This is a genomic window from Campylobacter upsaliensis (assembly GCF_900637395.1).
Classification (GTDB): domain Bacteria; phylum Campylobacterota; class Campylobacteria; order Campylobacterales; family Campylobacteraceae; genus Campylobacter_D; species Campylobacter_D upsaliensis.
This window is the reverse complement of sequence record NZ_LR134372.1, coordinates 960,693-973,310: the sequence shown is the minus strand read 5'-3', so window position 1 is coordinate 973,310 and position 12,618 is coordinate 960,693. Positions and strand designations below refer to the sequence as shown.

Annotated in this window: 11 protein-coding genes; 6 read left to right on the top strand and 5 right to left on the bottom strand. The window is 35.5% G+C overall.

The window, feature by feature from the left end; all coding sequences use genetic code 11:
- Positions 1 to 13: 13 nt before the first annotated feature.
- Together EL158_RS04970 and EL158_RS04965 are read left to right on the top strand one after the other, a co-directional pair.
- Positions 14 to 1,228, top strand: a complete 1,215-nt coding sequence (locus EL158_RS04970; protein WP_027303764.1) for a beta-ketoacyl-ACP synthase II — start codon at positions 14 to 16, stop codon at positions 1,226 to 1,228.
- A 1-nt stretch (position 1,229) separates the two neighbouring features.
- The gene (locus tag EL158_RS04965; protein ID WP_027303763.1) at positions 1,230 to 2,171 is read left to right on the top strand and encodes an acetyl-CoA carboxylase carboxyltransferase subunit alpha; all 942 of its coding nucleotides are present in this window, start codon (positions 1,230 to 1,232) and stop codon (positions 2,169 to 2,171) included.
- Positions 2,172 to 2,187: 16 nt separating this feature from the next.
- Here the strand turns inward: EL158_RS04965 and EL158_RS04960 are convergent, their stop codons facing one another.
- Genes EL158_RS04960 through EL158_RS04945 form a run of 4 tightly spaced genes read right to left on the bottom strand, consistent with a single transcriptional unit; the run spans position 2,188 to position 7,149 of the window.
- On the bottom strand, positions 2,188 to 3,354 hold the full coding sequence (locus EL158_RS04960) for a glutathionylspermidine synthase family protein (RefSeq protein WP_027303762.1): 1,167 nt from the start codon (positions 3,352 to 3,354) through the stop codon (positions 2,188 to 2,190).
- Between the two features lie 2 nt (positions 3,355 to 3,356).
- A complete protein-coding gene (locus EL158_RS04955) occupies positions 3,357 to 4,037 on the bottom strand; it encodes a purine nucleoside phosphorylase YfiH/LACC1 family protein (RefSeq protein WP_027303761.1) in 681 nt (226 codons plus the stop codon).
- A complete protein-coding gene (gene ribE / locus EL158_RS04950; RefSeq protein WP_004277431.1) occupies positions 4,001 to 4,609 on the bottom strand; it encodes a riboflavin synthase in 609 nt (202 codons plus the stop codon). The genes EL158_RS04955 and ribE overlap by 37 nt, the downstream gene beginning before the upstream one ends.
- Positions 4,609 to 7,149, bottom strand: a complete 2,541-nt coding sequence (locus tag EL158_RS04945) for a hypothetical protein (protein WP_027303760.1) — start codon at positions 7,147 to 7,149, stop codon at positions 4,609 to 4,611. Before EL158_RS04945 ends, ribE begins: the two co-directional genes overlap by 1 nt.
- A 161-nt stretch (positions 7,150 to 7,310) precedes the next feature.
- Here EL158_RS04945 and groES point away from each other — a divergent pair, with 161 nt between their 5' ends.
- The 4 genes from groES to EL158_RS04925 all read left to right on the top strand — a co-directional run bounded on the left by groES (position 7,311) and on the right by EL158_RS04925 (position 11,048).
- Complete coding sequence (groES, locus tag EL158_RS04940; RefSeq protein ID WP_027303759.1) at positions 7,311 to 7,571, top strand: co-chaperone GroES; 261 nt, start codon at positions 7,311 to 7,313, stop codon at positions 7,569 to 7,571.
- Between the two features lie 10 nt (positions 7,572 to 7,581).
- Entirely contained in the window at positions 7,582 to 9,219 is a 1,638-nt protein-coding gene (gene groL / locus EL158_RS04935) for a chaperonin GroEL (RefSeq protein ID WP_027303758.1), read from the top strand.
- 97 nt (positions 9,220 to 9,316) lie between these two features.
- Positions 9,317 to 10,453 carry a 2-iminoacetate synthase ThiH gene (gene thiH / locus EL158_RS04930; protein ID WP_034955719.1) on the top strand — a complete coding sequence of 379 codons (1,137 nt, stop codon included), beginning with the start codon at positions 9,317 to 9,319 and terminating at the stop codon, positions 10,451 to 10,453.
- The gene (locus EL158_RS04925; protein WP_004277426.1) at positions 10,443 to 11,048 is read left to right on the top strand and encodes a thiamine phosphate synthase; all 606 of its coding nucleotides are present in this window, start codon (positions 10,443 to 10,445) and stop codon (positions 11,046 to 11,048) included. The genes thiH and EL158_RS04925 overlap by 11 nt, the downstream gene beginning before the upstream one ends.
- A gap of 65 nt (positions 11,049 to 11,113) precedes the next feature.
- On the opposite strand, the gene glnA is transcribed toward EL158_RS04925, so the two are convergent.
- Positions 11,114 to 12,544 carry a type I glutamate--ammonia ligase gene (gene glnA, locus EL158_RS04920; RefSeq protein ID WP_004277425.1) on the bottom strand — a complete coding sequence of 477 codons (1,431 nt, stop codon included), beginning with the start codon at positions 12,542 to 12,544 and terminating at the stop codon, positions 11,114 to 11,116.
- Between the last annotated feature and the right edge of the window lie 74 nt (positions 12,545 to 12,618).

The following is a 12,618-nucleotide window of genomic DNA, read 5'->3' as shown; positions in this document are numbered from 1 at the left end:
TAAGGAGCTTGTCTTGAAAAGGGTTGTGGTTACTGGCATTGGTATGATAAACGCTTTAGGCTTAGATAAGAAGAGTTCTTTTAAGGCGATTTGTGAGGGCAAAAGTGGAGTGGATAAAATCACGCTTTTTGATGCAAGTGAATTTCCCGTCCAAATTGCTGCGGAGGTTAAGAATTTTGACCCTTTAGATGTGGTAGATGGTAAGGAAGTTAAGAAAATCGACCGCTTTATACAGCTTGGACTTAAAGCCGCGAGAGAGGCAATGGAAGATGCAAATTTTGATGAAACTTTAGATAAAGAGGAATTTGGTGTCGTCTCTGCTGCTGGTATAGGCGGCTTACCGAATATAGAAAAAAATTCTATCATTTGCGAGGAAAAGGGACCGCGTAAAATTTCTCCATTTTTTATCCCTTCAGCTCTTGTTAATATGCTAGGAGGCTTAGTATCTATAGAACACACCCTTAAAGGTCCTAATATTTCTTGCGTAACAGCATGTGCAGCTGGAACGCATGCTATAGGCGAAGCTTATAAAAGTATAGTTTTGGGTACAGCAGATAAAATGCTAGTAGTGGGAGCTGAAGCAGCCATTTGTCCGGTAGGCATAGGAGGCTTTGCTTCTATGAGGGCTTTATCGACTAGAAATGATGACCCCAAAAGAGCTTCACGCCCATTTGATAAAGAAAGAGATGGTTTTGTAATGGGTGAAGGTGCTGGCGCTTTAGTCTTTGAAGAATACGAGGCGGCAAAAAAACGCGGAGCAAAAATTTATGCCGAGCTTGTAGGCTTTGGAGAGAGTGCAGATGCACATCATATCACCGCCCCAACTTTAGATGGTCCCTTAAGAGCTATGCGAAAGGCTTTAAAAATGGCGTCTGGAGTTAAGGTTGATTATATCAATGCTCACGGCACTTCAACCCCTGTTAATGATAAAAATGAAACTGCCGCTATAAGAGCAGTTTTTGGTGAAAATTTACCTTTTGTAAGCTCTACAAAAGGACAAATTGGACATTGTTTAGGTGCAGCAGGGGCTATTGAGGCAGTGATTTCTTTAATGGCTATGGAAAAAGGACTTGTCCCTCCTACGATCAATCAAATTGAAAAAGATGAAGAATGCGATCTTGATTATGTGCCAAATGTTGCTAAAGAAGCAAAGCTTGATGTTGTGATGAGTAATTCTTTTGGCTTTGGCGGAACAAATGGCTGTGTAATTTTCAAAAGAGTGAATTAATATGGCTTTTTATTTAGATTTTGAGAAAAATATCCAGCAAATTGATGAAGATATTATAAATGCACAGATTAAAAGCGATTTTGAAGCTGTAGCCATTTTGAAAAAAAATCTTGAAAAAGAGATTTCTAAGACCTATAAAAATTTAAGCGACTTTCAACGCTTACAACTAGCAAGACACCCTGATAGACCTTATGCACTTGATTATATTGACTTAATATTAAATAATAAATATGAAATTCACGGAGATAGAGCCTTTAGAAATGATCCTGCTATTGTCTGCTTTATGGGGTACTTGGGCGATAAAAAGCTTATTGTTATAGGAGAGCAAAAAGGACGCGGCACTAAGGATAAGATAGCAAGGAATTTTGGAATGCCACATCCTGAAGGATATAGAAAAGCCTTAAGGGTTGCCAAAATGGCGGAGAAATTTCAAATTCCCATTTTATTTCTTATTGATACTCCGGGGGCTTATCCTGGTATAGGCGCTGAAGAAAGGGGGCAAAGTGAAGCCATTGCAACGAACTTGTATGAGTTAAGCGATTTAAAAACCCCAACTATAGCCATAGTTATAGGTGAAGGAGGGAGTGGTGGAGCTTTAGCTATTGGCGTAGCAGATAAGCTTGCGATGATGAAAAATTCTGTTTTTTCTGTGATTTCTCCTGAGGGTTGTGCGGCGATACTTTGGAATGATCCCGCTAAGAGCGAAGCAGCAACTAAGGCTATGAAAGTAAGTGCCGATGATTTGAAGACTCAAGGTTTAATTGATGATGTGATTGAAGAGCCTATAATGGGAGCGCATAGAGATAAAGAAAATACCGCTGTGGCTATTGCTGACTATGTTAAAAAAGCTTTAGATGAATTGGAAAATATCGACACAAGAGAACTTGTGGCAAATAGAATGCAAAAAATTCTTAAACTTGGAGCTTTTAAAGAAAATTCTTAAAGAATTTTCTTTATATTTATTTGATAATATGTCCTACAAATTTAGAGGCATTATCTATAATCAGCCCTCCCTTTCTAAAACCTAAACCACAACCCTCATAGGCAAAAAATACCCCAGCTTGATAATATTCATTTTCATTAGAATTTAACTCATAATATTGCTGATAAATCATTTTATTATTTCCATAAGGACCAATATTTTCTTGCAATTTTACATCATCTTTTACAATGCTAATATTCGCTCCTTCGCGTCCAAACATAGGTTTTTTTACAAAATCTTTCCCTTGCAAAGGCTCATAGGAGCTTTCTAAAAGTAAAGGGTGATTTGGGTAAAGTTCCCATAAAATTTTCAAAATCCCTTTAGACTGAAATAATAGCGTATAGGCGGGATTTAAAATAATCGCTTTTTGATTACGCATAATTTGCGTTAAAAGCATAGCAAGCTCCCCCTCCTCAATGGCAATTTCCTCCCAAGGTATGAGCTTAAACCAGTATTCATAATTGACTCCATTTTTAAAAATGCCTTCTTCTCCAAATTCCACTTCATCAACATAGGCAAAATCACACTCAAAGCCCGCATCCTTTGCTATATGTGCTAAAAGCTTAGTTGTAAGCTCTTCTTCTTTGTTTCCTGCTACACTTGAAAAAAGAATTTTCCAGCCCCTATAATGCTCCTCAAATTCTTCCACGCTTCCATCAAGTGTAATAAGGCGTTTAAAATTATCCATCAAACTTTCATAAATGCTGTTAAATTGCAAATGCTCATCTAAATTATTTTGCTTAAGCATAGCCCATTGTAAAATGGCACTTTCAAAAAGTGAAGTTGGAGTGTCGGCATTAAATTCGATGAGTTTTATCGGTTTACCATCAAGCCCACCAGCAAAGTCAAAACGCCCATATAAATGCCAATGCACTTCATTTTCCCAGCTCATTTTAATAGCATCAATAAGATTAAAAGGTATGCCAAGCTCGTCAAATCTATCATTATCGATGACATTTTGTGCCGCTGCAACAAACATATCATAAAGCTTATTAGCTGCTTCATAGTAGGCATTTGCCTCATTTTTACTAACGCAAATTAATTTATTATCTAAATAATCGCTCCCATCCTCATCTGTATGCCAAAAAAATCCTATGCTTTCAAGATAGTTTTTTTCTAATTTTTCTAGCGTTAAAAATTCCATTTTTACTCCTTTAAAAAAATAACGCTTACAAAGCGTTTTTTCGTTTGATTGCGGCGATAAGAAAATAAATTTTTTTCTTCAAAGCTGCAAATTTCCAAATCATTAATATTTTTTAGCCCCAAATTCCTCGCTTGCTCTTTCACAAGGGCTTTTAGATCAAGTTTATCATCTTTTAAAAAGGGGGCAAAATGCTTTTGCGTATAATCTAAAATTGTCCCACTAAGTTTATAATTTTTTTGGCAAATAGAGGGTAAGACAAAGAGGGTAAAATCTTCATTTTTAAGCGAAAAGTCAAGATTTTTAAAAAGATCTAAGGCTTCTTTTAGGATATTATTAAAAGTGCCTTCACGCCCAGAGTGTAAAGCTGCGATAAAACCTTTTTTATGATGTAAAATGAGGGGCAAACAATCCGCACTTAAAACACAAAGAGCGGTATTTTTTTCTTTTGTGATTAAGCCATCGCAAGAAAAATTGCGAAAATTTGCATCGTAAATTTCAACTCTATTAGAATGAATTTGATTCATAAAAACGCATTTTTTAATTTTTTCAAAGCCTAAGTGCTTAAATAAATTTTCCTGCCAAATTTTTGCTCTAAATTCGCTATAATCTTTATCGTAAGCACAAAAAATGCTTACTTTTTCATTATCTAATACAGATATGAAATTCGCTCGATCTCTTCCCACGAAAGCCCCCTTTTAGCTTGAAGTTGCGACCTTATATAGCGCGCAAGCAAGTCGCTTTCTATATGAATGCGTCTGCCTATTTTATATTCCTTAAAAAGTGTATCTTTAAGGCTTAATGGTATAAGAGTGAGGCGAATTTGTGAAGTAAAAACTTCATTAATGGTAAGGCTCACTCCATCAACGCCTATACTGCCTTTATTTGCCATAAGTGGCATAAGATGAGAGGGCAAAGAGAGGTAAAAATCAAGCCCATTTTCATTAGGCACGATTTTTTCAAGCACTCCAAGTCCGTCAATATGTCCTTGCATTAAATGCCCATCAATGCGATCTTTATACCGCAAAGCAGGCTCTATATGCACTCTATCTTTTAAATTTTCTAAGGCTAAATGCATTCTGCTTTCCTTAGAAAGTTCCAGTTCAAAGCCATCTTTTTGCACGCTAATCACGCTCAAACATGCTCCATTAACTGCTATGCTATCGCCTATTTTAGGACGATATTTGGCATTTAGGCTTAAGATATTGTTTTGATAAAATTTTACCTTAGCAATTTCTCTAATTAAGCCATTAAACACTATTGATCCTTTAAAAGTTTATTGAAAAGCTTATCGAGCCCTTCAGTAGCTTTTTGGGCGGGTTTTGTAGCCTCGTGTCCTAAAACCTTACCTAAAGACTTAATGACGCTTCTTGCATCAAGTTTAATTTTAGGCTTTTGGCTTGTTCCTGTCATAAAACCTTTGAAATTCGCTCTATCAATTTTTGCGTCAAAAGGGATATTTAACGCCCCGCTTTTAGAATTTAAATTGCCTTTTTCTATGATGATATGTGAATTTGGTGCTTGCATATTGAGATTAAAATCAATATGTTCTTTATCAATATGTGCGTTGGCATGAGCGGTGTTAAACACTTCTTTTGTTACATCTTTTAGGGTGAGAATTTTCAAAGCTTTTGTAATGGCATTTTCTTTTAAATGACCTTCATTGATGTCAAGTTTAATGTCGCCTTTTTGATTTAAAAGATTGTAATTAACATTAGCATTTGCTCTTCCTTGATAAAGATCTATTATGTCTATACCTTTAGCTAAAGAAGAAAGATTAAGTTGATTAAGCGTAGCTTGAAATTGATTATTTTTAAGAGCGGCGTTTAACTTAGCTTCAAATAAATTTGCACTCGTAATCAAAGCGTCAATTCCTTTTTTATCAAAATTAAAATGTCCATCAAAATCTGCTTTTCCACTTAATTTTCTATCCACCAAAAAGCCAAGTTTGGAGAAATCGCTTAAATTTAATTTAAAGGTAGAATTTAAAGCCATATTATTTAAATCAAAACTTCCCTTTAGGCTTGGGACATTAGCAAGATTTGAATTTAAATTCGTGTCAAAATTGACAAGAGAATTATTAATATTTGCTTTAGCGTTTAAATCATAATTTGCATTATTTGGAAATTTGACTTCTAAAAGCTTAGAAAGAGTTGTGTGATTAAGCACTCCTTTGGCGTTTAAATTGACATTGCCATTTAGCTTTTTTAAATCAAGGCTTGTTAAAACGCCCTTAGCGTTTAATGTCCCACTTGCATAATTTGGCTGTCCTACTATGATGAAAAGTTTGGCTAAGTCAAGTTTATTAATATCCAAATTGAGATTTTGCCCATTAGAATTTGCTTTTATGGTGCCTCCTGCTAAATTTACATTAGCGTCTAAATTTTGGATATTTGAGCCTTTGATTTGCGTTTTGGCATTGAGTGTAAGCTCACCTTGCAATTTTTGCCCAGCCATATTGTTAAATTTTGACAAATCTTCAATAAAGGCTTCGGTATTAAGTGCGAGTTCTGCATTATTTAAATCATAGCTTCCATTTAATTTTTTAATGTTAAGTAAGCTCGAGGCTAAAAGTGCATTATAATCAATCTTACCATTTTGAGCGTTTGCTGTGGCGTTGAGCTTAAAATTAGTTTGAGGGAATTCCAAATTTGTAAGTTTTTTAAGCTCTTTTGGCTCTATTTTGCCATTATCAATACTAGCCTTTAAATCGAAATTTTTAAAGTCTAAACCATTGCTGTTTAAATTTGCATTTAAACTACCATTTGCTAAAGCACCATAACCTGCAAGAGCAAGAATTTTTTCAAGCCTTACGGCGTTTAAAAGCACGGTCAAATGATTATTTTTAAGGTTAGCATTAAATTCGCCGCCAAGTCCGTCAAGTTTAGCTTCGAAGTTATTTAGGGTATTATTAATAAAGCTAAGATTTCCATTTAGATTTAAAGAGCCTTGAAGTTTAGTTTTTGTGAGACTTTCAAGTTTAGCTAAATCAGGGATTTGCAGTTTAAAATCCGTATTAAGGGTGTTGTTTGCTAAATTATAAAGCGTTTTTTGACTTGTAAGGCTTAAATAGTCATTTTGCGTTTGACTTGTAGCATAAATTTGATTTTCTTTTATGCTTGCCAAAATTTCACTTTTTAAATTAGAATTTGAAGGTAAATTAAGTCCAAAATCTTTTGCAATTTGTTTATAATTGACTGAATTCATATCAAGTTGTATGATAGCATTACCATCAGGTTTTAAATCCTTAGCAGTAATTTGAGCTAGGGCGTTTAATTCCCCACTCGCGTAAGGAGCTTGATTTAAGAAGCTTAAAAGCTCTTCAATTTTTAAATTTTTAGCGTCTAAATTAAGAGCGATAGGAGAAAAATGATAAATCCTTGTGTCAAAATTTAATTTTGAGCCAAATACCTCTCCTTTTCCTTTTGCATTAAAATCTTTGATAGAGCCTATTATATCGCCATTTAGCTCTAAATTTTCTTTTAAATTTAGATTGAGTGTTTTGGCGAGATTTTTATTTAAAGACAGAGCATAATCAAGCTCAAAACCAAGACTTAAGAGGCTTAAATTCCCTTCGATTTTAAGTTGAGCGATTTGATTTAAATTTGCTTCTAACTCCAAATAAGAGGGACTTAAGCTAAAATGAGAGATGTTTAAATCGAGCCCAGAAAGTTCTTTAGCTTTAGTTTGAGCAAAATTAGCAACCAAACGATTACCAAAAGAACTAAAAGTTAAACCATAAATAGCGACAAAAAGCACCAAAAAAAGAGCTAAAAGTGCGTAAAGAACCTTTTTCATTTCTTATCCTTTAGTTTATTTTATAAATTATCTTTAGTCAATTAAACTAAAGTTTTATAAATATTTTTATTCAAAGTATTGACAAAATTCATTTTTTTTAGTATGATTTCATCACTCAAAATTAAAGAGTGCTAAAAATCAATATTTTAAGGATGGACAAAATGAACTTTCAACCTTTAGGAAAACGCGTTTTAGTTAAACGAGTTGAAGAAACTAAAACTACCGCTTCAGGCATTATTATACCAGATAATGCTAAAGAAAAACCTTTGATAGGAGAAGTTGTCGCAGTAAGTAAAGAAGTAAGCGATATAACAAGTGGCGATAAAATCGTATTTGCCAAGTATGGTGGCACAGAGGTTAAACTTAATGATGGTGAATATTTAGTTTTGAATTTAGATGATGTTTTAGGAATTTTAAAATAAGGAGTAAAAAATGGCAAAAGAAATTATTTTTTCAGATGAAGCGAGAAATAAGCTTTATGAAGGCGTTAAAAAGCTCAATGACGCCGTAAAGGTTACAATGGGACCAAGAGGTAGAAATGTTTTAATTCAAAAAAGCTTTGGCGCACCAAGCATTACAAAAGACGGCGTGAGTGTGGCTAAGGAAGTTGAGCTTAAAGAAAATCTTGAAAATATGGGTGCTTCTTTAGTGCGTGAAGTGGCAAGTAAAACAGCCGACCAAGCAGGTGATGGCACGACAACAGCGACCGTTTTGGCACACGCTATTTTTAAAGAAGGCTTAAGAAATATCACAGCAGGAGCGAATCCTATCGAGGTTAAAAGAGGTATGGATAAAGCTTGTGAGGCTATTGTTGATGAGCTTAAAAAGCTTTCAAGGGAAGTTAAAGATAAAAAAGAAATCGCTCAAGTGGCGACAATTTCAGCAAATTCTGATGAAAAAATCGGTGCTTTAATAGCTGATGCTATGGAGAGAGTTGGAAAAGACGGCGTTATCACGGTGGAAGAGGCAAAGTCTATTAATGATGAATTAAGCGTGGTTGAGGGTATGCAATTTGACAGAGGCTATCTAAGCCCTTATTTTATCACTAATGCGGATAAAATGATAGTCGAGCTTTCAAATCCTTACATTTTGCTTTTTGATAAAAAAATCACAAGTTTAAAAGATTTATTGCCTATTTTAGAGCAAATTCAAAAGACAGGAAAACCGCTTTTAATCATTGCTGAAGATATTGAGGGTGAGGCTTTAGCAACTTTGGTTGTGAATAAATTAAGGGGAGTTTTAAATATCTCTGCTGTTAAGGCGCCGGGCTTTGGTGATAGAAGAAAGGCTATGCTTGAAGATATTGCTATTTTAACAGGTGGTGAAGTGATAGCTGAAGAGCTTGGTAGAACGCTTGAGAGTGCGACTTTAGAGGATTTAGGACAGGCTTCTAGCGTGATTATTGATAAGGATAATACAACCATAGTTAATGGTGCTGGAGATAAAGCAAATATCGATGCAAGAGTCAATCAAATCAAGGCACAAATTGCCGAAACAACGAGTGATTATGATAGAGAAAAATTACAAGAAAGACTTGCGAAATTAAGCGGAGGCGTGGCGCTTATTAAAGTCGGTGCGGCAACTGAAACAGAAATGAAAGAGAAAAAAGACCGCGTAGATGATGCTTTAAGTGCGACAAAAGCGGCGGTTGAAGAAGGTATTGTCATCGGTGGTGGTGCGGCACTTATCAAGGCTAAATCTAAGATTAAGTTGAAATTAGAGGGTGATGAGGCTATTGGTGCGGCTATCGTGGAAAGAGCCTTAAGAGCGCCTTTAAGACAAATCGCAGAAAATGCGGGCTTTGACGCTGGTGTAGTTGTCAATAGTGTGGAAAATTCAAGCGATGAAAATGCGGGCTTTGACGCTGCTAAGGGCGAGTATGTGGATATGTTTAAAGCCGGGATTATCGACCCTGTGAAAGTGGAAAGAGTGGCTCTATTAAACGCTGTTTCTGTGGCTTCTATGCTATTAACGACTGAAGCGACAATTAGCGAGATTAAAGAAGATAAACCTGCTATGCCTGATATGAGTGCTATGGGCGGTATGGGAGGAATGGGCGGTATGATGTAATGCCTCCATTAAGCTCCTGCCCTCTTTTGAGGGCAAATTCTCTCATTTAAATTTCACTAACCCTTCTTTGTTACAATCCTTAAAAATCAAAAGGAAAATGATGGATTATCTTCCTCATATGCAAGTGATTCAAAGCGATATTTTAGATAAAGTTATAAAAGAAATGCAAAGCTATGATGAAGCAAAATATCAAACCAACGATGTCATCAATGCTTTAAATTCTTCTTATCTTAATATAGAGCATTTAAAAGCCCTTTTAAGCACGGCTGCTGAGGAATTTATAGAGGATTTGGCTTTCAAAGCTTCAAAACTTAAACTTAAATATTTTGGTAATAATATTTCTTTATTTACCCCACTTTACTTGTCAAATTTTTGTAATTCTAAATGTGTGTATTGTGGCTTTCAAAAGGGCAATAAAATTACAAGAGCAAAATTAAGCGAAAAAGAAATTGAAGAGGAAATGCAAGCCATAGCTAAAAGCGGCTTGCAAGAAATTTTAATGCTAACGGGTGAGGGTAGAGAATTTGCAAGTGTAGAATACATCGCTAGAGCGTGTGAATTAGCAAGAAAATATTTTAAGGTCGTAGGCGTGGAAATTTACCCTATGAATGTTGATGAATATGCCCTTTTGCATAAAAGTGGGTGCGATTATGTAACGATTTTTCAAGAAACTTATAATGAAACTAAATATTCTAAAATTCATTTAGCTGGAGAAAAAAGTGTATTTAAATACCGCTTTTTTGGACAAGAAAGAGCGCTAATGGCTGGTATGAGGGGCGTGGCTTTTGGGGCTTTGCTTGGGATTGATGATTTTAGAAAAGACGCATTAGCTTGTGCACTTCACGCACACTTTTTGCAGCAAAAATACCCCTACGCTGAATTTTCGCTTTCTATCCCACGCTTAAGACCTATTATTAATAATGCTAAAATTTCACCCAAAGATGTAAGCGAAAAAAGACTTTTACAGGTTTTGTGTGCTTATAGACTTTTTTTGCCCTTTGCACACATTAGCCTTTCAAGTCGTGAAAGAATGGGCTTTAGAGATGAGGCTGTTAAACTTGGTGTGAGTAAGATGAGTGCGGGAGTTAGCGTGGGGATAGGGGAGCATTCTGGCACAAAAAAGGGCGATGAGCAATTTGAAATCAGCGATGATAGAAGCGTTGAGGCGATTAGAATAAAGCTTAAAGAACTTGACCTTCAGCCCGTGATGAGTGATAGTATTTATGTGGGTTAGAAAAATCATCGCTATCAGCGATAGAGTTTTGGTGCAAGATGATTTTCTAAGACAGGTTGAAAAACTTGCAAAGGCTAAGATAGACGCTTTTGTGCTAAGGGAGAAAGATTTAAGTGAGTATGAATACTATGATTTGGCTAAAGAAGTTTTAAAAATTTGCACTAAGTATAAAATCACTTGTTTTTTACACGGCTATTTAACACCCACCTTAAAGCTAGAGCATAAGTATTTCCAAGCCCCCTTAGCCTTACTTAGAAAAGAGTCCAATATAGCAAAATATTTTCACATTTTAGGCACTTCCGTTCATAGTAAAGAGGAGCTTTTGGAAGCGATTAATTATAAGGTAAATCACGCCTTTGTGGGACATATTTTCAAAAGTTCTTGTAAGCCAAATTTAAAGCCTTATGGAATAGAGCTTTTGAAAGATTTGTTGAGCTTTAGCTCTATACCACTTTATGCTATAGGTGGGATTAATGCTGAAAATATCAAGTTTTTTAAAAATATTAATATCGCTGGAGTCTGTATGAGAGAGGCATTAATGCGTGAGAGTAATCCTAAAAAATACCTCGCACTCTGCAAAAAGGAATTTCTATAAATTTCAAGTTTTTCTATGATATTTGTTTTAAGGATTTTATAATCCCACTTTTGTGGGATTGAATTTTAACAAGAATAGCAGGTTTTAAATTCATAAGCCGTAGGGCGTGCTTCCACAGGCCATACTTGAGTGGCAAATTTGAGATGTTGATAATCATCAATAAAAAGATCACTCATCACAGGTTTTAAAAAGCTATTGTAGCGGATAAGTGCTTCTAGACTTCCTCTTAAAGTGTGAGGAAGTTGTTCTATACCTTTTTCACGCACTTCATCTAGAGTTAAATCGAACAAATTCTCCTCCATAGGACCCACTGGGATATGCTTATTTTTAATACCATCAAGTCCCGCCATCAAAAGCGAAACGAAAGCTAGATAAGGATTTGCCGTGCTATCTGGGAAGCGAATTTCAACGCGTGCAGAATTTTTTCCCATACCATAGGGGATACGACAACTTGCACTTCTGTTTTGACAAGAATAGGTTAAAATGCAAGGCGCTTCAAAGCCCGGAACTATCCTTTTGTAGGAATTTGAGCTAGGATTTGTAAAAGCGGCAACACTTCTTGCATTTTTGAGAATTCCTCCTATGTAATGGATAGCATCTTGGCTAAGTCCGCCGTATCCTTCTTTATCATAAAACAAATTCACGCCATTTTTCCATAGGCTCATATGCACATGCATACCACTGCCATTATCGCCATAAAGGGGTTTTGGCATAAAAGTGGCGGTTTTACCATTAAGATGGGCGACCATTTTAACGATATATTTGTAAATTTGCACATTGTCAGCTGCTTCGACTAAAGTGCCAAAATGAACGCCTATTTCAGCTTGTCCCTGTGCGACTTCGTGATGATGCACAAAGGTTTTAATGCCTACTTTTTCTAGAGTTTGCACCATTTCCGCTCTAATATCAACTAAAGAGTCAATAGGTGCGACTGGAAAATATCCGCCCTTATTTCTTGGACGATGTCCTGTATTGTAGCTATCGACAAATTCTTTATTGTCGTTCCACTCACCCTCCTCAGTATCAACTTCATATTTGGAGCAGTTTGCATTATCTACGATTTTGACACTATCAAAGATAAAAAATTCATTTTCAGGTCCAAAATAAGCCATATCAGCTACACCACTTTCTTGTAAAAATTGAAGAGCCTTTTTTGCCATAGAGCGAGGGCATTTTTCATACATTTGTCCTTTGTAAATGTCATAAACATCGCAAAAAACGATAATGGTCTGATCTGCTGTAAATGGGTCTAAAAAGGCGCTTGGAGCGTCAGGTTTTAAGATCATATCAGATTTATTAACAGGTTGCCAACCCTCCAAAGAACTGCCGTCAAAGGGAATTCCTAGCTCAAAAGTCTCTTCGTTAATGGAGTGAAAATTGTAAGTGATATGATGCCAAGCTCCTATAATATCTGTGAAACGAAAATCCACAAAAGCGACTTCATTTTCTTTGCAGTAAGTAAAAAATTCCTCGATATTATTGACAAATTTGCCCATATTTTCTCCTTAATTAAAATTAAATTATAAAATTGTATCATAAAATTTTTAATTCAGTTTTAATTAAGATAATT

What these genes read in the sequence shown, in the direction of transcription:
- EL158_RS04965 (WP_027303763.1), top strand. Translation starts at nt 1,230, where the DNA reads ATGGCTTTTTATTTAGATTTTGAGAAAAATATCCAGCAAATTGATGAA.
- EL158_RS04960 (WP_027303762.1), bottom strand. Translation starts at nt 3,354, where the DNA reads ATGGAATTTTTAACGCTAGAAAAATTAGAAAAAAACTATCTTGAAAGC.
- EL158_RS04945 (WP_027303760.1), bottom strand. Translation starts at nt 7,149, where the DNA reads ATGAAAAAGGTTCTTTACGCACTTTTAGCTCTTTTTTTGGTGCTTTTT.
- groES (WP_027303759.1), top strand. Translation starts at nt 7,311, where the DNA reads ATGAACTTTCAACCTTTAGGAAAACGCGTTTTAGTTAAACGAGTTGAA.
- groL (WP_027303758.1), top strand. Translation starts at nt 7,582, where the DNA reads ATGGCAAAAGAAATTATTTTTTCAGATGAAGCGAGAAATAAGCTTTAT.
- thiH (WP_034955719.1), top strand. Translation starts at nt 9,317, where the DNA reads ATGATGGATTATCTTCCTCATATGCAAGTGATTCAAAGCGATATTTTA.
- EL158_RS04925 (WP_004277426.1), top strand. Translation starts at nt 10,443, where the DNA reads ATGTGGGTTAGAAAAATCATCGCTATCAGCGATAGAGTTTTGGTGCAA.
- glnA (WP_004277425.1), bottom strand. Translation starts at nt 12,544, where the DNA reads ATGGGCAAATTTGTCAATAATATCGAGGAATTTTTTACTTACTGCAAA.